Annotated in this window: 19 protein-coding genes; 2 read left to right on the plus strand and 17 right to left on the minus strand. The window is 52.8% G+C overall.

Annotated features, from left to right (window positions below; all coding sequences use genetic code 11):
- The gene (locus tag HMPREF1323_RS04650; RefSeq protein WP_009433027.1) at window positions 1-1,155 is read left to right on the plus strand and encodes a sodium ion-translocating decarboxylase subunit beta; all 1,155 of its coding nucleotides are present in this window, start codon (window positions 1-3) and stop codon (window positions 1,153-1,155) included.
- Window positions 1,156-1,362: 207 nt separating this feature from the next.
- A complete protein-coding gene (locus HMPREF1323_RS04655; protein WP_232203986.1) occupies window positions 1,363-2,034 on the plus strand; it encodes a YceI family protein in 672 nt (223 codons plus the stop codon).
- Between the two features lie 336 nt (window positions 2,035-2,370).
- Here HMPREF1323_RS04655 and HMPREF1323_RS04660 read toward each other — a convergent pair whose 3' ends face one another.
- The 17 genes from HMPREF1323_RS04660 to HMPREF1323_RS04740 all read right to left on the minus strand — a co-directional run bounded on the left by HMPREF1323_RS04660 (window position 2,371) and on the right by HMPREF1323_RS04740 (window position 24,211).
- Window positions 2,371-2,664 (minus strand): GNAT family N-acetyltransferase, encoded by a 294-nt coding sequence (locus tag HMPREF1323_RS04660; RefSeq protein ID WP_009433092.1) that lies wholly within the window; start codon window positions 2,662-2,664, stop codon window positions 2,371-2,373.
- A 98-nt stretch (window positions 2,665-2,762) separates the two neighbouring features.
- Complete coding sequence (locus HMPREF1323_RS04665) at window positions 2,763-3,056, minus strand: HU family DNA-binding protein (protein WP_009433000.1); 294 nt, start codon at window positions 3,054-3,056, stop codon at window positions 2,763-2,765.
- A 180-nt stretch (window positions 3,057-3,236) separates the two neighbouring features.
- Window positions 3,237-5,546, minus strand: a complete 2,310-nt coding sequence (locus HMPREF1323_RS04670; RefSeq protein WP_009433135.1) for a GH92 family glycosyl hydrolase — start codon at window positions 5,544-5,546, stop codon at window positions 3,237-3,239.
- A 152-nt stretch (window positions 5,547-5,698) separates the two neighbouring features.
- Window positions 5,699-7,048 carry a signal recognition particle protein gene (ffh, locus tag HMPREF1323_RS04675; RefSeq protein WP_009433214.1) on the minus strand — a complete coding sequence of 450 codons (1,350 nt, stop codon included), beginning with the start codon at window positions 7,046-7,048 and terminating at the stop codon, window positions 5,699-5,701.
- Between the two features lie 2 nt (window positions 7,049-7,050).
- Window positions 7,051-7,401 (minus strand): aspartate 1-decarboxylase, encoded by a 351-nt coding sequence (panD, locus tag HMPREF1323_RS04680; RefSeq protein WP_009432887.1) that lies wholly within the window; start codon window positions 7,399-7,401, stop codon window positions 7,051-7,053.
- A gap of 5 nt (window positions 7,402-7,406) precedes the next feature.
- Window positions 7,407-8,534 carry a GNAT family N-acetyltransferase gene (locus tag HMPREF1323_RS04685; RefSeq protein ID WP_009432990.1) on the minus strand — a complete coding sequence of 376 codons (1,128 nt, stop codon included), beginning with the start codon at window positions 8,532-8,534 and terminating at the stop codon, window positions 7,407-7,409.
- 925 nt (window positions 8,535-9,459) lie between these two features.
- Entirely contained in the window at window positions 9,460-10,872 is a 1,413-nt protein-coding gene (locus tag HMPREF1323_RS04690; RefSeq protein WP_009433059.1) for an MFS transporter, read from the minus strand.
- A gap of 17 nt (window positions 10,873-10,889) precedes the next feature.
- Window positions 10,890-12,197, minus strand: coding sequence for a bifunctional folylpolyglutamate synthase/dihydrofolate synthase (locus HMPREF1323_RS04695; protein WP_009433151.1), 1,308 nt, complete (start codon window positions 12,195-12,197; stop codon window positions 10,890-10,892).
- Between the two features lie 10 nt (window positions 12,198-12,207).
- Window positions 12,208-13,500 carry an adenylosuccinate synthase gene (locus HMPREF1323_RS04700; protein WP_009751905.1) on the minus strand — a complete coding sequence of 431 codons (1,293 nt, stop codon included), beginning with the start codon at window positions 13,498-13,500 and terminating at the stop codon, window positions 12,208-12,210.
- Between the two features lie 557 nt (window positions 13,501-14,057).
- Complete coding sequence (gene cobA / locus HMPREF1323_RS04705; RefSeq protein ID WP_009432939.1) at window positions 14,058-15,563, minus strand: uroporphyrinogen-III C-methyltransferase; 1,506 nt, start codon at window positions 15,561-15,563, stop codon at window positions 14,058-14,060.
- Window positions 15,560-16,456: a hydroxymethylbilane synthase gene (hemC, locus tag HMPREF1323_RS04710; RefSeq protein ID WP_009432897.1), complete on the minus strand. Its 897-nt coding sequence runs from the start codon at window positions 16,454-16,456 to the stop codon at window positions 15,560-15,562. Before hemC ends, cobA begins: the two co-directional genes overlap by 4 nt.
- The gene (hemA, locus tag HMPREF1323_RS04715; RefSeq protein WP_009432995.1) at window positions 16,446-17,717 is read right to left on the minus strand and encodes a glutamyl-tRNA reductase; all 1,272 of its coding nucleotides are present in this window, start codon (window positions 17,715-17,717) and stop codon (window positions 16,446-16,448) included. The genes hemC and hemA overlap by 11 nt, the downstream gene beginning before the upstream one ends.
- On the minus strand, window positions 17,701-19,776 hold the full coding sequence (locus HMPREF1323_RS08985; RefSeq protein WP_009433079.1) for an ATP-binding cassette domain-containing protein: 2,076 nt from the start codon (window positions 19,774-19,776) through the stop codon (window positions 17,701-17,703). The genes hemA and HMPREF1323_RS08985 overlap by 17 nt, the downstream gene beginning before the upstream one ends.
- Window positions 19,776-20,816 (minus strand): energy-coupling factor ABC transporter permease, encoded by a 1,041-nt coding sequence (locus HMPREF1323_RS04725; RefSeq protein WP_009432951.1) that lies wholly within the window; start codon window positions 20,814-20,816, stop codon window positions 19,776-19,778. The genes HMPREF1323_RS08985 and HMPREF1323_RS04725 overlap by 1 nt, the downstream gene beginning before the upstream one ends.
- 44 nt (window positions 20,817-20,860) lie before the next feature.
- Complete coding sequence (locus tag HMPREF1323_RS04730) at window positions 20,861-21,754, minus strand: sirohydrochlorin cobaltochelatase (protein ID WP_009432953.1); 894 nt, start codon at window positions 21,752-21,754, stop codon at window positions 20,861-20,863.
- Between the two features lie 419 nt (window positions 21,755-22,173).
- A complete protein-coding gene (locus tag HMPREF1323_RS04735) occupies window positions 22,174-23,388 on the minus strand; it encodes a C1 family peptidase (protein WP_009433116.1) in 1,215 nt (404 codons plus the stop codon).
- Window positions 23,389-23,557: 169 nt separating this feature from the next.
- Window positions 23,558-24,211, minus strand: a complete 654-nt coding sequence (locus HMPREF1323_RS04740; protein ID WP_009751924.1) for an MBL fold metallo-hydrolase — start codon at window positions 24,209-24,211, stop codon at window positions 23,558-23,560.
- Between the last annotated feature and the right edge of the window lie 34 nt (window positions 24,212-24,245).

The raw sequence follows: 24,245 nt of genomic DNA on the forward strand, positions 1-24,245 counted from the left end.
ATGTCCTCCTTCTGGGGCTTCTTAGCTGAGAATCTGGAGACCTTCTACTCCTTCACGGGGGTAGCTAATGCCACTCCTGGGCACCTGATCATGATCCTGGTCGGTCTGCTCTTCATCTTCTTAGCTATCAGATATGAGTTTGAGCCAATGCTGCTCATCCCTATTGGCTTCGGTATGCTCATCGGGAACATACCTATGCTCAACGGGCTGCAGGTCGGTATCTACGAGAAAGGCTCTGTACTGAACATCCTTCACCAAGGGGTGCTACAGGGGTGGTATCCGCCCTTGATCTTCCTTGGTATCGGTGCGATGACAGACTTCACGGCTCTTATCTCTAACCCCAAGCTCATGCTCGTCGGAGCGGCTGCACAGTTCGGTATCTTTGCAGCTTACATGACGGCTCTGCAGCTGGGCTTTACGCCAACTGAAGCAGGGGCTATTGGTATCATCGGTGGAGCAGATGGCCCGACGGCTATCTTCCTCTCGAACCGCTTAGCTCCTCATCTCCTCGGTGCTATCGCTGTGTCGGCTTACTCCTACATGGCTCTGGTACCCGTGATCCAGCCTCCCTTCATGCGTCTTCTGACGACGAAGAAGGAGCGTGTAATGCGCATGAAGCGTCCTCGTCAGGTCTCTCAGACGGAGAAGATCATCTTCCCTATCGCTGGGCTTCTCTTGACGACGATGCTCGTACCGCCCGCACTGCCCCTCTTAGGGATGCTCTTCTTTGGTAATCTCCTTCGCGAGAGTGGAGTCACGAAGCGTCTTGCTGACACAGCTAAGGGACCGCTGATCGATACGATCACGATCCTCCTCGGTGTCACGGTAGGTGCTTCGACCCAGGCCACAGAATTCCTCACGGGTAGCTCGGTATTGATCTTTGGACTCGGGGCATTCTCCTTCGTCGTAGCTACGGTGAGCGGTGTCCTCTTCGTCAAGTTCTTCAACCTCTTCCTCAAGAAGGAGAACAAGATCAATCCTCTCATCGGGAATGCTGGTGTCTCTGCTGTGCCTGACTCTGCACGTATCTCTCAGACGCTTGGTCTGGAATACGACCCCACGAACTACCTCCTCATGCACGCCATGGGGCCTAACGTTGCCGGGGTTATCGGGTCAGCTGTCGCAGCTGGTATCCTCCTGAGCTTCCTTGGCTAAGGGATCACCGACATACTACACACTGCTATAGGCCTTCGCGCTCTAGATCTCCTTCGGGGGATGTGGGGCGCGAAGCTCTTTTATGTGAAGGCTCTTCGCTTGGGAGCTGCTTGGACTTCGCAGAGCTTTCCAAATAGGTAGCATGAACAATTTTTATTACTTCTTAGTTTACTTGATAATAATCCCTAATTATTGATCCGATTATATATGAAGAAAATGACTTGGGCTCTGGCGGGACTTCTCGCTGCGGGCTCCTTTATTGCCTCCTGCTCGGGCTCGAATGGGCAGAGCAGTGTAGTGGCTTCTGACTCTGTGGCTGCCTCTGCTATTGATAGCACACAGCGTGTACAGATTGATTTCGCCGCCTCTGAAGTTCAGTGGAAGGGCTTCAAGCCAACGGGTTCGCACTACGGCAAGCTTCCTGTTAGCTCGGGGCAGCTTGATCTTCGCGAAGGTATCCTTCGTGGTGGCTACGTCGCTCTTCGCCTTGACAGCCTCACTGTAGAGGATCTCAAGCCCGAGGAAGGCGGTGATAAGCTCAAGGCTCACCTTCTGAGCGAAGACTTCTTCGATGCTGCTAAGTACCCCGAAGTAAAGTTTGAGCTGACGAATATCCCCGCCGAAGGTGTCCGCATCACGGAACTCACGGAGCTCAAGGGGAATCTCACGCTGAAGGATGTCACTAAGAACATTACCATCCCCGTCGCCTCCGTCGTCTATGATCAGGAGCACGGCACCTACGTCATCGCGAGCAAGCCCTTCAACATCAATCGTGCTGACTGGAATGTCAAGTACGGCTCGAAGAGCTTCTTCACGGGTCTCGGCGACAACTTCATCAACGATGATATCGAGCTGAGCTTCCTCCTTCGCACGAAGTAAGCATTCTCCCGTCTCTTCGACGGAATAAGTCCCGGCCCTGCGGTAAATGCTACCGTAGGGCCGGGACTGTTTTTAGGGCGACGCATCGGCTACTGTTGAAGGCGACCTTCTGTAGCGCACGGACGAAGCTCAATAGCTTGCTGTAAGAAGGTATATACCTTTCGATCGTAGGGTATATACCCTTTGTTCAGATGTTATATTACTTCTGATGAAAAGTAATATAACATTCGGCTGAAAGTAATATAACATTCGGTCAGAAGTAATATAACATTCAGTTAGAAGTAATATAACTTCTGCTGAGAAGTAGGGATACTTCTTATCGCAGACACTTGGAGGCTACGCTTCCTCTGGAGCACGAAGTACCTCAAGCTCAGGGTGACGCTCCATATAAGCCACTATATAGGAGCAGACGGGACGAACAAGAAGGCCTTCGCTTTGGCAGTGCTCGAAGAAGCTTGCAGCTAATTTTGCGGCGATGCCTTTGCCTTGATGCTCGGGCGAAACACGCGTGTGTTCGGCCACAGCAATGGAAGTCTTGGGAAGCACGCGAAAGGAAATGTGGCCAAGCTCTCCGCTGCCTTCGTGGAGTGTGAGGCGGCTCTCTTCGCCGCTTGTAGTAAGCTGGATCATCGGATAGCTGTGAGGGTGGGGGAATGAAAAGAGCAAGGCCACCCCACCAAGTCGATGGAGTGGCCTCACGCCATTAATGAAACACGTGTCGTGCTTGCTTACTTCTTACCCTTCTTAGCAGGAGCTACGTTGAGGTCGAGAGCTGCACCAGCCTTGAACTTCACAGCCTTGCGAGCAGGGATCTGGATCTTCTTCTTCGTCTGAGGATTGATACCCTGACGAGCAGGCTTTTCATTTACAGAGAAGGTACCGAAGCCGAGGAGCGTGATCTTCTCACCCTTCTTGAGTTCTGCAGCTACAATAGAAGCGAAAGCTTCAACGGCCTTGCGAGCATCTACCTTAGTCAGCTCAGCTACTTCAGCCACACGTGCGATAAATTCTGTCTTGTTCATAAGTTCTGTTGTATGGGTTGTACAAAGTTAATTGCATCGAGGAGGGGGAGCTTCTGGAGGTATCCAGGTGGGATTGTGTGCCGTAACTCCCTCTTGATTCTGTTCCAAATGTACAGATTTTTTTGCTTATACAAAGGCTCTACGGCCTTTCCTGCAAAAAAATTGATACCCTCACTCTGATTAATCCACCGTAATCTCTGGCATACCACCTACAAGCTTCGTGAAGAAGGTGATCTTGCCAGCATTCATCAGCTCGTCGTGATTGATGCGGTAGGTGTTCTTATAGAGCTTGTTACCTATCTGGAACTCGTCGAAATAGATGTGCTGACGGTTGGTATGTTCGTCTACAGGACGCGTCTCGATGACCAGCGTAGGATTCTTGTAGTACTTCGTGTCAAGGTGTATGGTGACCTTGTCAAAAGTAGGCGTAGTAAGCCCGTAGCTTATCGATCCAGGGCAGTCGGGATAGAAGCCAAGCATCGAGAAGATAGCCCATGCGCTCATCGCACCCGTATCATCATTGCCTGGGATACCGCTGGGTTCGTTGCGATAATACTTGCTAAGAAGCTTGCTCGTGATACGCTGCGTACGCCATGCTTCCTTGGGGAAGTAGGTGAAGAGATAGGGATAAGCGATGTCGGGCTCATTAGCTGGGTCGTAGTTCTCCTTATCGAAGACGCTCTGGAGCTTGTCGACGAACTTGCGTTCACCTCCCATGAGCTTCGCGAGACCACGGATATCGTGGGGGACGTAGAAGCTATAGTTCCAAGAGTTCCCTTCGTGGAAGCCTGGGTTAGGCTCGAAGTCACGACCGAGGGTGGGGTGGAAGGGCGTGAGGAACTTCCCATCGGGGAGGATAGGACGAAGTAGCCCCGTCTCCTTGTCATAGTAGTGCTTGTAGCCAGAAGCTCGGCGAGCGAAGAGCTGTGCATCCTTCTTCTTGCCCATAGCAGAGGCGAACTGGCTAAGATTCCAGTCTGCGATGTAGTACTCCAGCGCGTGAGAGACGGAGTTGTCGAACTTCTCTCTCAAGGGGACGTAGCCTCGTGAAGCGTAGTCATCGAAGTCAGGACGGAGCTTATTGTCCTTACCAGGCGTCGTAGCACCCTTGATCATGGCTTCGTAAGCAAGCTTCGTGTCAAAGTCACGGATACCACGCTGCCACGTGTCATTGATGACGATGATTGAGGGATCTCCTTCCATGGTGAAGGTCTCCTGCCCGTAGAGTTCCCACTTGGGGAGCCAGCCCCCTTCCTTATACATATCCAGCATCGTCTCTACCATAGCCAGCTGCTTGCGTGGATAGAGGATCGAGAGGAGCGGATGGACATTGCGGTAGGTATCCCACAGCGAATAGACGGTATATCTGTCGTGCTTCGTCGTAGCCGTCTGGAGTGATCCCATCATAGGATACTGACCGTTGACATCCTGTAGGATGTTGGGGTGGATCAAGAGATGGTAGAGTGCTGTGTAGAAGATCTTACGCTGGTCAGTCGTACCACCTTCGACCTCGACGACACGCAGTGCCTTCTCCCAGCTATCCTCTGCAGCGCGACGAACGGCAGCGAAGTCCAGCTTAGGCTGCTCAGTAGTGAGGTTCAGCAGGGCATTCTCTTCGCTGACGAAGGATACACCCGTCTGGACATAAATCGTCTCACCAGGCTTGGTGTCGTAGGAGAACCATACCCCGATATCATTCCCACTGATCTCCTTCCGGTAGGTAGGATAGATCTTGTACTTGCCTTGATCCTTGTCCCATTCAGCTTCTACGCCTTCCATAGGAGGCTGCTTCTTCCAGTAGCCCGAGGCTGGAGCACGGCGGCTGATGCGGATAGCGAAGTACTGATTAAAGACAGCTTGGGGAGCATAGCAGAAGGTCCCCATGAGCTTGCTCCCTACGATGGTCGAGTCATTGAGGAAGCGCACGGTCGCACCACTCTCATTCGTCAGACCCAGACCGAGATTTACGAGGATGTTGCTCTTACCACCGCGCTCAAAGGTGAAGGCAGAGACGGCTGTACGCTGAGTAGCCGTCACCTCAGCCTTGATCTTATGCTTATCGAGCTGTACGCTGTAGTAGCCAGGGTGTGCCTTCTCTTGGCTCATGGCTGAGCCGTAGTGCGTATAGTCTACATCGAGATCGCCAGTAGAAGCCGATACGATGATACTCCCCAGCTCAGGGCAGCCGACACCGCTCAGATTGACATGGCTGAAGCCCGAGAAGAACTTGTTGTCAGCGGTGTAGGGTGTACTCCACCAGCGCTTGTCCTTATCGAACTTATTCAGCTTAGGGGAGCCCGATACATTGAATGGCGTGATACTCATCAAGCCATTGGGTACGACGGCTCCAGGGTTAGTCGTACCGAAGTTAGAGGTCCCGATGAAGGGATTGACTTCATCGATGAGTCGCTTGGTGCTCTGTGCCCATGCATTGCTCGAGAGCACGAGGAGCGATAGAGCAGCGACCAGTGGCAGCTTTGTTAGCTTCATATCGTACGTATAATAAGTAGAGTGGTAGGGGAAACAGAGTTCATCCCTTGGATAAGGATCATGGACGCTGTCGTAGTGAAGCGAGGATGATGATTATCCAAGGGATGATCTCATATAGGCCTCTTCTTTATGAGGCAGAGTATGGGGAGGGATTAGCGGAGCTTACCGCCACCCATGAATGGTATCTTCGGCATCTTGGGCATCTTTCCACCCTTGAAGCCCTGAAGCGTCTTCATCATCTTGCGGGTCTGGGTGAACTGCGTGAGGAGCTTATTGACATCTTGTACGCTCGTCCCACTCCCAAGAGCGATGCGCTTACGGCGATGACCATCGAGGATATGAGGCTTAGCTCGCTCCTCGGGCGTCATCGAGTAGATCATAGCTTCGATGCTCTTGAAGGCATCGTCCTTGATATCGATATCCTTCAGTGCCTTCCCGACACCAGGGATCATCGCTGCAAGATCCTTGATGTTACCCATCTTCTTGATCTGCTGGATCTGGGCGAGGAAGTCATTGAAGTCAAACTGATCCTTAGCGATACGTTCCTCAAGGCGCTTGGCTTCGCGTTCATCGTAGAGCTGCTGGGCACGCTCGACAAGTGAGACGATATCACCCATGCCGAGGATACGGTCGGCCATACGATCGGGGTGGAAGACATCCAGTGCATCCATCTTCTCGCCCATCCCGACGAACTTGATCGGCTTATCGACGACGGTACGGATGGAGAGGGCAGCACCACCGCGGGTATCCCCGTCAAGCTTAGTGAGGACGACGCCGTCGAAGTCAAGGCGTTCGTTGAAGGTCTTGGCCGTATTCACAGCGTCCTGCCCTGTCATCGAGTCGACGACGAAGAGCGTCTCCGAGGGGCGGATAGCACGCTTGATCTCTTCGATCTCACGCATCATCTCTTCATCGACAGCCAGACGACCAGCGGTGTCGATGATCACGACATCGCAGCCCTGACCCATAGCTTCAGCGACACCACGGCGAGCGATGCTCACGGGATCCTTGCTGTCGAGGTCAAAGAATACGGGGACATCGAGCTGACCTGCCAGCACGCGAAGCTGCTCGATAGCAGCGGGACGATAGACGTCACCAGCTACGAGCATGGGCTTCTTGCCTTGCTTGGTCTTGAGGAGGTTAGCCAGCTTCCCAGAGAAGGTTGTCTTCCCCGAGCCCTGAAGACCCGACATGAGGATGATGGCGGGCATGCCCGTGAGGTTCAGCTCTGCAGCCTTGCCTCCCATGAGGTTAGCCAGCTCATCGTGGACGATCTTCACCATCAGCTCGCCTGGGCGGACAGCGGTGAGGACATCCTGACCTAAGGCCTTCTCCTTGACGTCTTCGGTGAATTTCTTAGCTACGTTATAGTTGACGTCCGCTTCGAGGAGTGCTCGGCGCACATCCTTGAGCGTCTCAGCTACATTGAGTTCGGTGATCTTACCTTCGCCCTTGAGGATCTTAAATGACCGCTCGAGGCGCTCACTCAGGTTTTCGAACATATCTATACGAGTCTATTGGTTGCGGTATCGGGGAAGATAACTGCGGGCTTGAAGCCCTGTGCTTCTTCGTAGGTCATCCAAGCATAGGCCATGATGATCACGGTATCGCCAGGCTGCACCAGACGGGCTGCAGCTCCGTTGAGGCAGATGACACCTGATCCTCGCTCTCCAGCGATGACGTAGGTCTCGAGGCGAGCCCCATTGTTATTATTGACGATCTGTACCTTCTCTCCTGGGAGGATATTAGCGGCCTCGATGAGGTCGGTATCGATAGTGATACTCCCGATGTAGGAGAGGTTCGCTTCGGTGACTGTGACGCGGTGAATCTTGGACTTCAGTAATTCAACAAGCATATCTCTTATATTTCTTTGATCCAGGCACGACGGGTCTTGTGGTGCTTACGCTCGAAGTAGTTCCACTGCATCTGTACAGCAGCGTTGGTCTCGAGCTCTGGATTGCTCTCGGCATAGCGTACGCCGTTCTTCTGGAAGACAGGGATGAGGTCGTCGAAGAGAAGTGCATTGACGCCCTTGTTCTGATACTCTGGGATGACCCCGATGAGGTAGAGGTCTACGATGGGGTTCTTCATCTTCAGTGCACGTAGTAGGTGTGCCCATCCGAAGGGGAAGAGGCTTCCCTTAGCTTTCTGTAGCGCACGGCTAAGGTTGGGCAGCGTGATGCCGAAGCCAATGACCTTATCATCTTCCTCGCGGACGATGACGGTCACGAAGTCGTAGCGTAGCATAGGGATGTACATACGCACATAGTAGTCGATCTGCTCACGTGACAGCTCAGATACCCCGTAGAGGACTGAGTAGGCTTGGTTCAGCGTGTCGAAGATGCGGTGTGCATAGGGGAGGATCTCCTGTTGATTCTTGAACTTCAGAGTCTTGAGCCCGTACTTCTTGCGGACGATCTCGGCGATACGCTTGTGCTTCTCGGGGATCTCCTCGGGGATCATGATCTTATACTCCTGCCAGTCCTGATCCTTGACAAAGCCCATGCGCTGCATGTGCTTGGGGTAGTATGCATAGTTGTAGATCGTAGCCATCGTACCGAGCTGGTCGAAGCCCTCGATGAGCATCCCTTCGTGGTCGAGGTCAGAGAAGCCCATGGGCCCCTGGAGCATATCCTTGCCACGGGCCTTGCCCCAGTCGGCAACAGCCTTGAAGAGCGCATCGACGACTTCATTGTCATTGATGAAGTCGACGAAGCCGAAGCGTACGTTGTTTTGGTTCCACGTCTCGTTGGCGCGGTGATTGATGATCCCTGCGATACGCCCGACGATACGCCCATCGCGATAGGCAAGGAAGTATGCGGCTTCGCAGAACTTAAAGGCGGGGTTGCGTGCTGGGTCCAGCGTGAGGAGTTCGTCCTCGATGAGCCCAGGTACGTGATACGGATTGCCCTTGTAGAGCTTGAGGTTGAACTTGACGAACTTCCTCAGGTCGGCTTTCTCCGTGATCTGTCTTATTTCGACTGCCATATATTATCGTTGTCTCTTGTGCCTCGGTGAGGCTTACACAATGTGCACAAAGATACGGTAAAAAGCTAAGATGCCGAGGAATGAGCTTCGTGGAGATAAGGCTTCTTATAGCTTATCTCATAATGCTGTCCTTGTGGTATGTCGTCCCATTATCATAGTACTCCGTGGATAGTCACTTCGTAAACGACTACTGCTCTGTGCTCGAACTAACTACTATTGCTACGAGGGCAAACGACTACTCGTTCGGGGTATGAACGACTATTGGTTCGTACTTGGAACAACTACAGCTTTGAGAGGGAATGACTATTGCTGTAGTCTTGTACCTCGCTCATTTCGATTTACTTACTCGAGGCTATTCGGTGTAAAGCAGTATCGAGTGCCAGCTGTGAGTACCTTGGAGCGGTTGTCCTGTCTTGCTCTAAAAGTAGAAAGCCAAAGGTGGATGGAAAATGAACCAGTACTGGTCGACGATTTGACCAGTACTGGTCAGCTCGCGAATCAGTATAGGTACATTTAGTGACCAATACTGGTTCATATATAGGTATATGGGTGCGTGGGTAGAGCTATATAGGAATCAGTCCAAAGCTATATAGCTTTGTGAAATGACTTATATTGGGTTGTTGCTTCGCGTATGGATAAAAGTTGTGGACGAGTGGCAGATAAGTTTGGGCTACGTATGTGGCTCTAATATCTACGTACGTGGATATTTGGATTTGCGTGCCTGGTCTTTAAGACTACGTACATAGACAGAGGAAAACCACTACGTGAAGATACTTTTTCCTTCACGATAATGGCACTTTTCCCTCCGCTGAATAAGAGGAGTATTTGCGATAAGGCGAAGGGCTTGTGTATCTAAAAGCAGCGAGGTGCCGCCCCAGCCAAGGGAGCGGCACCTCGCGATGCATTAGGATGAAGGGGGTGATTACTACTTCACATTGGGCAGCTCGAGACCGTATTGCTTCTTCTTGTCGATAGCCTTGAGGAGGAGGCTCATTAGTAGAGCGATGACACCGAAGCTGGCGAAGACAAGCATGGCAAGCGTATAGTCCTTGGGCTGACCTTCGGGTATACCCTTATTAGACGAGTCAAGGACACTACCTACGATGATGGGTACAGTCATCAAACCTATATTCTGAATCCAGAAGATAGCTGAGTAAGCGGATCCCAGTACCTTGTTGTCGATAAGCTTAGGAACTGCAGGCCATAGTGTCGCTGGTACGAGTGAGAAGGATATCCCAAGGACGACAATTGCAGTCATAGCCACAATCCCACTGCCGAGACTATCATATACGAAGGGATAGAGAGCAAAGGTCAGGTGGCAGACAATCATAAGAATAGAACCAACGATGAGCATCGTTGCACCCTTACCCTTGCGGTCAAGATAGTAGCCTAGTAAAGGTGTCACGAGCGCAGCTCCAAATGGGAAGACACTGAAGATACGCGATGCGAATTCGTTATCAAAGCCTACCTTGTATTGTAGCATCTCAGTGGCGAACTTCTGGAAGGGGAAAATAGCCGAGTAGTAGAGCGCACACAGGATAGCGACAATCCAGAAGACGCCTGTGCCAAAGACCTTCCCAAGGTCAGAGAACTTGAAGGGTTCTTCTGCTTCTTCCTCTTCTTCACCTTCGATATCCTTATCAAGTGCCTTATCCATGAAGAAGTAGACGATATACAGCATCAGACCTATGCAAAGGAGCAGGGCGCAGAAGATTACGGGAGCCTGTACTGTTTCGAACTTCTTAGATAGCCAAGGAGAGATCCACAAGGCACCAGCTACCCCAAGGCGTGCTACAGCCATCTCGATGCCCATAGCGAGTGCCATTGATCTGCCTTTGAACCACTTGACGATAGCACGGGATACCGTTACACCGGCCATCTCAGTACCACAGCCGAAGAGCATGAAGCCGAGGCAGGCGCAGAGAGCCGTGGGAGGGAGGTTCCACCCCGTGATGCCATGGATGGAGCTGCTGAAGCTATTGATAGCATCATAGCCAGGGCCTCCATTGCGGAAGGTTGCACTCAGGGCATAGACCTTGATAAGGGCCCCAATGACCATGAAGCTACCTGAGAGTAGTGCAGTGAAGCGTACACCCATCTTATCGAGGATGATACCTGCGAGGATGAGGAACCCAATGAAGACGTTGAGGAAGAATTCACTCCCGCCATAGAGCCCGAAGATGGTAGAGTCCCAGCCGAGCTCGGTCTCGACGAGTGTTTTCACTGGAGAGAGTACGTCTACGAACATGTAGGCGAAGAACATCGTCAGCGAGAGGAGTGCCAGCGCACCCCAGCGGGCGGCTGGCTTGTCACGCAGTGACAGCTTTGCTTGTTCCATATTGATAGAATTATTAGTTAGTTGATATCTGTGTTAGAGAGGTCCGCCAAGAGGTCGGAGATGAGGAAGTTGCTCCCCCCGACGAAGAGGACATCTGTATCTGGGTTTGCCGCCTTGCGAGCAGCGATGAGTGCCTCGTGGACGTTCGGATAAGTGCTGCCTTGTAGTCCATACTGCTCAGCTAGAGCTTGTAAGTCCTCTGGTGCGAGAGCACGTGGCACGGAGGCTGCGGTGAAGTAATAACGCGCTTCTTTCGGTAGACGTTGTAGTACTCCGCGGATATCCTTGTCATTGACCATGCCGAAGATGATGTGTAGGGGACGCTGTAGGCTACGGAGTTGCTCTACGATATAGCGGACGCCATCTTCATTGTGTGCAGTGTCGCAGATGAGGGTGGGGTGCTGAGATAGTACTTCCCAGCGTCCGCGCAGCCCAGTGAGCGAAACGACATCACGTAGTCCGTCACGGAATGCTTCCTCTGAGATGGCGATTCCTTGCCTACGTAGCTCTTGGATCGTAGCGTAGATCGCTCGGAAGTTATCCCGCTGTACGAGTCCACCCAAGCCGAAGTAGTAGGGGAGAGCTTCCTCTCCTTCAAGCGTAAAGCTCTGGCCTGGGAACTCGGGTGTCTGTGCCTTAATGTGTACGGCTTCTTCGGCGAAGATGATGGGAGCCTCCTCTTCGGCTGCCTTCTTCACGAAGACCTCGCGCACTTCAGAGGATTCGCCTCGCCCGATGATGACAGGCGTATGAGGCTTGATGATACCCGCCTTCTCCCGAGCTATAGCCTCGAGCGTATCTCCGAGTAGCTGGGTGTGATCCTTGCTGATGCTGGTGATGACGGAGGCGATGGGCGAGATGATGTTGGTGCAGTCAAGTCGTCCACCCAGCCCAACCTCGATGACGGCGAAGTCTACCTGTGCCTGACGGAAGTAGTCGAAAGTCATGAGCGTCGTGATCTCGAAGAAGGAGGGCGAGCGCTCTTCGATGAGGGGCTTAGCCTCCTCTACGAAGCGACAAACGAAGTCTTCGCTCACCATCTCTCCATTCACTCGGATGCGCTCACGGAAGTCTAAGAGGTGGGGGGATGTGAAGAGCCCCACACGATAGCCAGAGGCCTGTAAGACGGCTGCTATCGTGTGGGAGGTCGACCCCTTACCATTCGTGCCACCGACATGTATCGTGCGGTAGCAGCGGTGGGGATGGCCGTAGTGTGTGTCCAGGGTATGTGTTGTCTCTAAGCCTGGCTTGTATGCCGTGGTGCCTACCTGCTGGAAGACGGGCGTAGCCGCATAGAGATACTCAATAGCTTCTTGATAGGTCATCGAAGTCTATTCAGTGAGTCTGGGGCAGGAGCTCAGGATGGAGGGTAATCGTCTGATCTCTATCTGGCCCAACGGAGATGATCGTGATGGGTACACCGATCTCACGCTCTACGAAGGTAATGTAGTCCTTGAGCTCCTGAGGGAACTCCGCTGCAGAGGTGAGCTTAGTCGTGTCGCACTGCCACCCCTTGAGCTCGGTGTAGACAGGGCGTACCGCATCGGTAAGCTCATAGGGGAAGTTGCGCGTCTTCTTACCATCGATCTCGTAGTCTGTGCAGACGCGGATCGTGGCGAAGCTATCGAGGACGTCGCTCTTCATCATGATCAGGCGGCTGACCCCATTGAGCATCACCGTATAGCGTAGAGCTACGAGGTCGAGCCAACCACAGCGGCGGCGGCGACCTGTCACAGAGCCAAACTCATGACCCAGCGAGCAGAGCTGCTCACCCGTTTCGTCGAAGAGCTCCGTGGGGAAGGGACCCGAGCCGACACGGGTGCAGTAAGCCTTGAAGATCCCGTAGACCTCACCGATCTGTCGTGGAGCGACGCCGAGACCTGTGCAGCAGCCTGCGCAGACTGTGTTGCTTGAGGTGACGAAGGGATAGGAGCCGAAGTCGATATCTAAGAGCGAGCCCTGTGCACCCTCTGCTAAGACGCGACGCGAGGAGCGAAGTGCATCGTTGATATACTCTTCGCTATCGATGAAGGTGAACTCTTCGAGGTACTTGATCGCATCCATCCACTGAGCTTCGAGAGCTTCGAGGCCCTCCGTGGGGTGCTGATAAGCGCGGAGAAGGGTCAGGTGACGCTCCTTCGCTTCTTGGTACTTGCGGAGGAAGTCGGAGTGAATGTCCCCGACGCGTAGCCCTGTGCGGCTGACCTTGTCGGTATAGGTAGGGCCAATGCCCTTCCCTGTCGTCCCGATCTTGGCACCGCCCTTGGCTGCCTCTTGTGCTGCATCGATCATGCGGTGCGTGGGGAGGATCAGGTGCGCCTTGCGAGAGATGACGAGGCGCTTACGCAGATCGTGCCCGCTGCGGGAGAGTGCGCGAGCTTCTTCGGCAAAGAGGATGGGGTCAAGGACTACACCATTACCGATGACGTTGATCTTGTCGCCCTGGAAGATACCTGAGGGGATGGAGCGAAGGATGTACTTTTCTCCTTCGAATTCCAGCGTATGCCCCGCGTTGGGACCGCCTTGGAAGCGTGCAATAATATCATAGGAGGGCGTCAGTACATCGACGATCTTCCCTTTGCCTTCATCGCCCCACTGCAGCCCGAGGAGCACATCGACTTGTTCCATTGTATGTGTATTTGCTGTATTGTTTGTTGTCAGCTTACACTGTGGCTCTATGCCCAGCGTATGAGCGGTGCTTAGCGGATCGGCATCTCAGTGGTAGCTTGTCGCGTCATCGAGGGTAAAATCCTTGGCTTGCTCACGTACAAATATACTCTTTTCCCCCCGTTTTAAGGCAATATTGTCCGCTACTGACAGCGCAAATCTCCGGAGGAGCTTGTGCTGGCTTCTTGACCTCTCGTCCTCGGCTTTATTGAGGTGGAATGAAAAGGTATATACCCTTGGAGCAAATAGTATATACCCTTCGGCTGAATAGTATATACCTTTCGAGCAAAAGGTATATACCCTACGATAGAAAGGTATATTCCTCGCGGCGGTAAGGTATATTCCTCACGGCAGTAAGGTATATTCCTCACGATAGCGAGGTATATACCTTCTTCTCTCCTCCCTATATGCTTGCTACGGCTTCCTACAGAAAGGCGTTCCACAGCATACGAAAGCGGGGCGCAGGACCTGATGCCCTACACCCCGCTACTACTTGGTGATGGATAATGAAGAATGCCTTAGCCGAGGCGCTCTATGAGAGCTCCGACGAGCGATGGGATGGTCGCCTGCGGTGCGATGAGCTGGGGATCAAGGCCGTAGCTTCGTACGGCACCTGCCGTTTGCTCTCCAAGGACTGCGATGGGAAGCTCACGTAGCAGGTCGGTCAGCTGATATTGCTCCAGTAGCTCTACAAGGTGATGGATCGCCGATGAGCTGCATGCCGTCAGGTAGTCAGCTGATGCCAGCGTCGCCCGAAGCTCCTCCGCTTCGTAATGAATCGGACTATTGGTGTAGAGCGGAAGGCGCTCACAGCGGTAGCCTGATTCCTCCAGGAGATGAGCAAGGTCGTCATGCGCCAGTGCCGAAGCAGGTAGAAGCAGGGGCTTATCGTGGGGGGCAGAGACTTGCTCCACAAATTCGCGGGCGAAGGCCTTAGCGTGGTACTTGCTGGGCATAAAGTCGGGCTTGATACCTTGAGCTTCGAGCGCAGCCGTGGTCATCGGTCCTAGCGACGCAATACGGCAGGGCGAGAGCGCACGGGCATCAAGTCCAGCTCGGTGCAGTGCTACGAAGAAGAACTCCACGGCGTTGGGCGAGGTGAAGAAGATCCAGCCGTAGCGCGCCAGCTGACCGAGGTGTGTGGCGACTTCTGCGTTGATGGCTTCGTTGGATGATAGTTCGATGGTCGGTAGAAGGAGTGCCTCGGCGCCTTCACTTTCGAGGGCTTCCTGCAGTGAGGAGGCTTGATGACGTGCTCGCGTAACGATGACCTTCTTCCCAGCCAAGGGGCGTGACGTGCGACCTTCACTCAGACGGATCACCTCACCAATGACGAAGAGGGCGGGCGTATAGGCCGTGAAGTCTTCTTCGGGATCAGTGAACTCCCCGAGGGTGCGTGCTAAAAGTGCCTGCTGTGGGGTCGTCCCTCGGCTAACCAAAGCTGCTGGGGTCGCTGCGGAGCATCCCGCCTCGATGAGAGCTTGGCTAATCGAAGCGATTTGGCGAACACCCATGTAGAAGATCAGCGTACCGCCGAGCTTGGCAAGAGCTTGCCAGTCGAAGGCAGGGAGCTCTCCTGACTCCGAGTGGGCAGTAAGGCAAGTGAACGAACGACTGACTGCTCGGTGCGTCACGGGAATATCGAAGTAGGCCGGAGCAGCAAGCCCCGCCGTGATCCCTGGCACAATCTCATAGCGGATACCAGCTTCACGGAGCACGTTCATCTCCTCTCCTCCGTGAGCGAAGACAAAGGGATCGCCGCCCTTGAGACGTACGATCTTACTCGCCCCTTCAGAAGCCAGCTCGACGAGCAGCGCATTGATCTCGGGCTGCTTCATAGAGTGCGCGCCATAGCGCTTCCCTACATTGTAGAGGCGGGTAGCCGGGGGGATGAGCTCGATAACGCGGGGAGAGACGAGAGCGTCATAGACGACGATCTCCGCTGAGGTGATCAGTTCGTAGGCACGACGGGTAAGGAGCTTGGGGTCACCAGGACCAGCTCCGACGAGATATACGGTACTCATGCTGTGGTGATATGCTGAAGGTGCTCGATGAGCTGCGAGAGTAGGGTGTCAATATCAGAGAGTGGGGTGCGGTGTGTAGCCAGATAGTGCTCCGTCCCCGAAGCGTTCGCGTAGAAGACACGAAGCTCTGCCGTCTCGCCCTCGATATGGCAGACGCAGCCCAAGGGGAGGGCACAGCCGCCACCTAAGCGCTTGAGGAGGCTTCGTTCAATGGTAACCTCTCGCTCGGTCTTCGCGTCATGGATCTGCTGAAGTAAGGTCTGCAGCTCACCATCTTCGTCTCGCGTCTGGACGGCAATAGCTGCCTGCCCAGGAGCAGGTACGATGATCTCTTCACTGATAGGATAGCGGGTGACGTCCTTCATATCCAGACGAGTGAGACCAGCTTCTGCGAGGAGGGTAGCATCGAAGAGTCCAGCGTCGACCTTCCCCATGCGGGTCTCTACATTCCCTCGGATAGGCTCGGTACGCAGATGAGGATAGTGGAGAGCTATCTGATAGGCGCGGCGCCGGCTGGATGTCCCGATGAGAGCACCTTCGGGCAAAGTCTCGAGAGGCATCGGTCCTATGAGCGTGTCGTGTGTGACGGCACGAGGCAGATAAGCTGCTATGCGGGTGCCAGGAGCAGGATCAACGGGAAGATCCTTGAGGCTGTGCACGGCGAAGTCTATCTCTCCAGCTCGCAGTGCTTCCTCAAGAGCTCCCGTGAAGAGTCCCTTGTCTCCCGAGGCATCAAGGGAGAGATGCTGGAGCTTGTCCCCCTTAGTCTTGATGATCTTGAGCTCTATCTGAAGGGTAGGGAAGTGCTGGAGGAGGGCATCGCGTACCATCTCGCTCTGGCGCAGTGCGAGCTGGCTTCCCCTCGTCCCGAGGATGAAGGTCTTAGGAGTCATGTGATGGAAGCTTACCTTGTATATGGGTGAAGAGCTGGAGGAGTGTCTTGGAGTAGGTCTTAAGCCCTGTCGTCTCGCTCAGCTCTCGCAGTGCTGAGACGATCGCAGTCGTGTAAGTGGTGCGTAGATGTTCGTCCCAGTGCGAGATGAGCTTACGTTTCTCTTCGTTTAAGTCGTGGGGAAGGGCAGAGAGTTCCTTGTCGAGGAGTTGATGGGATACCTGCTGGATGAGACCGATAGTCTGTCTTACCTCCGCAGCATCGCACCACTGGAGGAAGTCCTGTACCATCGACTGGATGTAGCTACGTATCTCCTCGCGCTGATGAATCTCTTCGCCCGAGAGATACTGCTGACTCCTCAGATCATCGATCGTATAGAGGTGGAGGTGGGGGACTTCGTCTAGCGATGGATTGACATTGCGTGGCACAGCCATATCGAAGAAGTAGCGCTCCCCTTGTGGTATATGTACAAGGAGCTCCTCCGTGATAATCGGAGTAAGAGAAGAGGTGGCGACGAAGGTGATAGGAGAGGTTGTGAGCGCCTGAGGAAGATGATCATCCGAGTACACCGAGGGGATCTGGTGCTTCTCAGCAAAGGCTATGGCTCTCTCACGGGTACGATTGTAGATGCTCACCATAGGATGCTGGAGTTCCTGTAGGCGGCGGGCAATGACTTCTGCCATCTGTCCCGCTCCGAGGATGAGTACGGGCTGCTCAGAGAAGTTCGTGATACGCTGTCGGAGGTAGTCGACGGCTGCTATCCCTGCAGAGATCGGTGTCGCCGAGAGTAGGTACTCACTGCGCACTTTCTTAGCAGTCTCAAAGGCTCGATGACAGAGACGAGAGATCACGGCTGTACTCTGCTCGTGAGTCGTAGCACGACGATAGGCTTCCTTCAGCTGTCCGAGGATTTGGGTTTCTCCAAGGACCATCGACTCCAGCCCACAAGCCAAACGAAAGAGGTGGCGTATGGCCTCTGTGTGATGTAGAGTTGTGAAGATCGATTCGTCCCCAGAGTGGCGTATGCGCTTGAAGCGATAGAGACTGCGGATGAGTGTAGACTCAAGCTCCTGTGTTACTTGGTTGGGTGCTTCGTAATAGATCTCCAGGCGGTTGCAAGTAGATAGAACAAAGCCACCAAGTAGACCTTGCTCCCCTTGCCACTGTGAGATAAGTTGGACTGCTTCTTCCTCTCCGAGGGCGAACTGCTCACGTCTCGATAGGGAGGCGGTCTTATGGTTGATACTAATGAGTCCGATCATGGATCGTATCCTGTAGTAGTGATTCTTTTAGTTCGTCGTAGGCCTGGCGCAGACGAGCACGCTCAGCCTCATCGGTAGCCTCTTGCAGTGCTTGACGATATTGGGCGAGGGCTTGTAACCGTGCTTTGAAGCCATCGGGAAGTGTTTCACTCCATGCCGTCTTGAGCTGCTGCGTGATCTCGGGGAGGCGGTAGTCGCTGTGCACCGCTAGGGTGATGCCCTCCTTGTGAGCGGTAGCGCCAAACTGTAAGTTTCCTCGCGTCGCATCGCTGAGTAGAGAGAAGAGGTAGCCTGCAGCCTCAAGCTCTTTCGCAAAGCGAAGCTCTTCACCAGCGTCTCCTATTCCTAAGATGGCGATACGTGCCTCACCTACATCGGAGATCCCAGTGTAAGCACGAGGAATCCACTCAAAGTCACCTTTTCCTGCTGCTTCTGTGAGCTCATCACAGAGAGCTGGTGCCATGACTTTGAATGGGATGCGACGCTCAATAAGTCCTTGGGCTTTGCGCCAAATTCCCTTTCCTCCTCCGACGAGGAGTATGGGAAGTGCTTCCGATGATAGGAAGAGCGGGAGGTGATACTGCTGTAGCTCCGTACGGATTGGGCGGGGAGGCGCCTGCTGATGCGTACGAGTTCGCCATGCCCAGGGTTGTGGAAGGTGCTTATCCTTTAGCAGGATACTATCGGACCAAAGATCAGGAGCCTTGCGATCACAAATCAGTTTGCCTGCCTCCATCAGTAATACTCGATCAGCGAAGCGGCTGGCCAGCTCCATGTCGTGGGTGGAGATGATGATGGTCTTCCCTGCAAGGTGTAGCTGCTCCAGTAAGTCCAACACACGCTCCGTGTACAGCGCGTCAAGTGCCGCCGTAGGTTCGTCAAGGATTAGAACTTCAGGATCGGTAGCGAGGACAGCTACCAGAGCTACCCACTTTTTTTGGCCTTCACTCAGTTCATGGGGGGGCTTGTGGCGGAGCTCGGCGAGATTATAGCGAGTCAAGAGTTCCTCAAGTCGATTATGAAGGGCTTCCTCACGTAGACCCATATTCTTAAGTCCGAAGGCGATCTCATCTTCGACAGAGGGAGTGAAGAGCTGATAATTGGAGTTTTGGAGTACGAGTGCTACTTGCTGTCTTAGGGAGACTCGCTCTTGGGGACGAATAAGTTGGCCATGGAGATAGACTTCTCCGCTCCATAAGGATTGGAGTCCTGAGAGTAGAAGGAAGAGGGTAGACTTCCCCGCGCCGTTATGCCCGATGAGAGCTATACGCTCTCCTCGCTGTATGGTGCAGGTGACACCGCGGATAGCCTCATATCCATCTTCATAGTGGAAGGATAGCTCTTTGACTTGCAGTAGAGGAAAGTGATTCATACTCTCAGTGCTGTTGTGTGAGCTACTTCTTAGCCCTTCATCTTCATATCCTCGAGATTGGAGCCCAAGGTAAAGTTTGTCTGATTCCACTTGGCTCAATATGAAAGTGCGCGAGAGGAGCATGCCGAAGTGCTGTAGCTTCTCGCCCAAGCTCCCTTGGTAACCTAAACGGCTCGTCTGTGCCAGCCGAATCTGCCCCGCTGTTTCCTCCAGGACAAAGATATAGCGGTAGGTGAGCTCAATGAGCTCAATGAAGAGCTTGGGAGTACCAAGGCTGCATAGCACTGTATAGAGTCGATGGAGCGGAAGAAGCTGTAGGAGGAGCATCATTGAGGAGGCGGAGGCTAAGCAGCGAAGTCCCGTTTTGACAGCCAGTACACTGCCTACCTTCGTGACACCCCAGCCACCGAAGTCTATCCATAGAGAGCTCCCTTCTCCACGGCCTAAGGCAATCGGTAGAATTGAGAGGAGGATGAAGAACGATATGATGAGGAGCCTACGTGTCAAAAGCCATCTTTTTCCCGTGCTTCGAGCAAAAGTCAAGCCAATGATAGCAGCTGCAAGCATGAGGAGATAAGCTGTATGCTGCAGCACAAGTGCTACCCCAAGGAGAAGTAGACACAAGAATAAGTACCCCTGCTCCTCACGGAGCGTAGGGCGTCGAGAGCAGTGCTTCGTGTGGGACATTAGGCTTCTTGCTCCTTCTGCTTGGATTGATGTCTCTTATAAATGAGCTGGTAGTATCCCCAGGCGAATAGAGCAATACCAATAGCTACCTGAAGTGCGAAGAGAAGAGGCTCTGCAAACTCTGATGGCTCGAAGCTCTCAAGGAATGGAGTTGGATTGAAGCCCGGGGTTAGTCGCCCAATCATTTCTCCGGCTTGGTCGTCTGTACCTGCTCCTATGTCAAAAAGGCCTGCTAAGATGGGTAATGCAAGGCATACTACAGCGAGAATTGAGAGCCCAATGAATTGTGGGCGTAGGCTACTCTTTGTAGAGGACTGCGTGCTGGATGCTTTCACGCTGGTAGCCGTTTTTGCTTGGCTCTTTTCAAGGAGGCGGAGTACAATGACTGTCAAGATACCTTCAATAATAGAGAGTGGCACCTGTGTGATAGCGAAGATCCCGAGGAATTTCCATGCAGCTCCCATAATACCTGTGACGGTATCGGGATAGACAACAGCAAGCTGAAAAGAGGTGACGATATAGGTTGCCATCGATCCGCAGAAGGTTGCGATGAAGATGACTAGACTCTTTGGTAAGCGAGCAGAGGTTAGAAGGCGAAAGAGTGCGTAGGCAACAAAAGGGCCTGCAATAGATAGCGAGAAGATATTTGCCCCCAGTGTACTGATCCCCCCATGAGCCAATAGCAGAGCTTGGAAGAGAAGCACGATAGCTCCGACTAAAGGCATTGCCATAGGACCAATCGTAAGCGTACCCAATGTGGTCCCAGTAAGGTGGGAGCTACTCCCCGCGACGGAGGGCATCTTTAGAGCAGAGAGAATGAAAGTATAAGCAGCTGCCAAGGCGAAAGAACTCTTCATGCGAGGAGAAGCCTTGATCTGACGGGCTACAAAGCGATAGCTGAAGACCACAAAGGGGAGAGCTATGAGATACCAAAGGATGCACCACTTCAGAGGAATGAATCCTTCCATGATGTGCATAGCCCCAAGTGGCTCTAGTCCCAAAGCGAGCGTGAGGAGCAGTAGATAGATACGCTTATTCATAGTTGAGGTTGTCGATATATATGAATATGCAGGGCTGGTCACAATTACTGCTCGCGCTCTGCTGCCATCAGATGATCAAGCCATACCTGACGGAGGGAGGCATAGTCTGCCAGCCCGTGAAGGTGGCAATTTTCTTCTTCGATCTTGTAGCCAAGCGCCTTGAAGCGGATCTTCCAGCTTTGCTCATCCAAAGGGGTATCCTCTTCTTCGTCACCCGCCATATCATTGAGAGCATGGTCACCCGCTACAGACATGAGGGGGAGGAGGTTAAGCGTCGTGCCCACTGGACATACCTCAGCTAATCGCTCAGCGACGTCCTCAAAGAGCATGTCTTCAAAGTCTACCGTCCCGATGAGTATGCGCGAGCAGCGCCCCTGTAGGTAGTCATGTAGTCGACGATAGCGACCATTGGCTTCGGGATGCTTATCTGTATTGTTGCCATGTCCCATGAGTATGAGAGCTTCCCCTCGCTCCAAGCACTCGCGGAAGAGTGAATAGATACAATCTCCTACACGCTCAATATCAGCTTGACTCCAAAGTAGGGGTACACCGACTGTAGTCGGTATCTGAGGAAAGAGACGATGGAACTGTGGGATGTAGCGGTCATCAATGAAAGAGTACTCCAGACCAGGAATGACGTGTAGAGACTGGATACTTACAGCCTTATAGCCAGCTTTACCAATGGCTTCGAGCCACTTATCTGTGGTATAGTATTCTTCGCCTGTCTTCTTAAGCCATTTGCGGATGCAGAACTTGGAGGTGAAGGCCATATAGATATCTCTATCGGGGAAACTCTCAGCAAAGGCATTGCGCAATGTTGCAAAGGTTTTGTGTGGCCCTTCATAGGTACTCCCAAAAGTGACTAATAGCAGGGCTCGCTCATGTCGCTTCTCTGCGCAGACACGGGCGATCAGTGGGTTTTGGTTACTCTGTTCCATAGTGATTACTCCTGTGTATTGGCCTCATGGCGATACTTCACCTAATGAGGATTGCACAAAGTTACTCTTTATCTAACAGATTCTAAAGGACGAAAAGGAGGAGATCGGTATGCTGTACGATCAGATGAGCAGGGGCTATAAAACGAGTGTTGACTGTCTCCCGACAGCCAACACCCTTCGTTAACCTTAAATCTAGTACCATGAAAAACACACTGCAGATATGCGTTAAATAATTTGGGTCCTCCAAATATTTCTTGATGTTTATTACTTTATATTCGTATGTCGCTTTTGGATAGAGTATTCCTACGATGAGAGAACTTTCATACAAGGGAGGAATATCTGTTTGCTGCTGACAAATGGATAAAAATAGGCCCTCAGGATATCCTGAGGACCTATTAAATATTTGAGACCAGAAACTCTTACTTGGTCTTGATGCCGAGCTTCTTGGCGATGTCTTCAGGGATAGCTGAGCGATGAAGTACGATGTTCATCGTCTTGCCCTTTACGAAGTTGTAAGAAGCGTACCAGTGTCCCTTGTAGGCACCAGCTTCACCCCATGAGTTCTTTACCATGAAGAACTTGCGGCCAATCTGGTTCTTTGCGATACCGTAGATGACCATACCATGGTCGTCGGTGAGCTCGTAGTTGTCGAAGCCCTTCTGACGATATTCCTGGGTAGGCTCAATTTCGGGTACATCAGCCGTGTGGATGAGCTGATTCAGCAGGCGCTGCTTATCTGAGGAGTTAAGGCCGATCCAGCGAGCCTGGTCAGAACCCTTCGTTTCGATTTCTTCCACATCGGGAAGGACAGCAATACCGTCACGGGTGAAGCCCTTTTCACTCACGTCAGAGCCCCAAGCAATCGTGTAGCCCTTATTGATGGCATACTCCATGGTGCGCATGAATTCATCGATGGGGAGGTTATAGGACTCAGCCCAACGCCAGTTGTCTTCGATTTCGAGGGCGAACTTGCTGTAGAAGGGGTGATGGGTGAAGGAGGTCAGTGAGACATAGTCATCTGCATTCAGACCCATTTCCTGAGCATAGCTCTTGGGCGTGTACTTCTTGCCATTGAACGTGAAGCTTTCGGGAAGCTTGCCGAGGTACTGGTCAATGATAGACTCAAAGGCGGGATACCATGCTGGAGATAGCTTGCCGTTAGGGTTGCTGACGATAGCATCAAGGAAGCCCTTGAGGGCAGCTTCCATTTCGCCGTGCTGATTCTTAGTCGTTCCGTAGTTAAGACCAGGGAGGACTGACTGGGGAACAGCACCATACTCCTTGAGTACATAGAGTACATCGTAGAAAGATCCACCCTGTGCGAAGTTCAGCTTGCCATGTAGACGGACATACTTACGTCCCTTGTCGCGGTAGGAGTGGCTGACTACGAACATCTCAGAGAGGTCATACTCACCCTTACCGATGCGGATCAGCTCATCTTCCAGGAAGCTCTGACCTGAGTAAGCCCAGCAAGTACCTGAGTTTGCCTGATTCTTGATTGAGGTGATGCGTGCGTCCTTGACGGTCGTGAAGACGTTAGGCTGTCCAGCGTCCTTAGACTGAGTGGGTGCTTGTGCCAGTGCCAGGGAAGAAGTCATCCCTGCGATGGCCATGATAGCGATAAGTTTCTTCATCTTTGATGGGTATATGTAATAGTTACGAGTTACATCAAGTGCCTATTCCCTATGGGTATTTGCCACAAGGGTATCCAAAGATACACAATAATTCGCTTCGTCGGCTCGTAGTCAGACAGCTGCAAAGATGTGGCTCGGAAGTAGATTGCCTTTAGGGGTAAGGGCGAAACTACTGGAGGAAAGGATTCTTGCGACGCTCGTATCCGATAGTAGTCTCTGGCCCGTGACCACTGAAGACAATCGTCTCATCGGGTAGTGGAAGGTACTGGGTGCGTATTGACTCAACTAACTGATCATAGCTCCCGTACCAGAAGTCCGTGCGACCAATTGTCCCCTGGAGTAGGGTGTCCCCAGAGAGTAGAATCCCAGACTCAGGTGCATAGTAAGCGAGGTGACCGGGGGCATGTCCAGGGACAAAGAGAACTCGAAGCTCTTCACTGCCGAGGCGAATGAGATCATCTTGCCCAACCATCGTATAGCGCTCTGCTGGGACATCTTCCAGTGGTAGGGGAATAGCATAGCCCTTGAGTTGCTCAGAGGGGAGGGGGAGCTTCTCGAAGTCAATAGCGTTGGCATAGGCTGTGATATGAGGCCACTCCTTGAGGACGTATGCGGCTCCCCATACATGATCGAAGTGCTGATGGGTGCAGAGCATAAGGGCCGGTATAAGTCCTTGCTCCGTGATAAAGTCATGTAGCTTCTCTTCCTCAGAGTGGCGCATGCAGCCTGGGTCAACGATGGCAGCCTCACGGCTCTCTTCATCGTAGAGGACGTAGGTATTCTCTTGTACAGGCCCGAAGGTAAACTGGTGAATCTTAAGCATAGGTTGATAATGATGATAGTCTTAGTGGGGGATA

The organism is Porphyromonas sp. oral taxon 279 str. F0450, assembly GCF_000292995.1.
GTDB classification, from domain to species: Bacteria; Bacteroidota; Bacteroidia; order Bacteroidales; family Porphyromonadaceae; genus Porphyromonas; species Porphyromonas pasteri.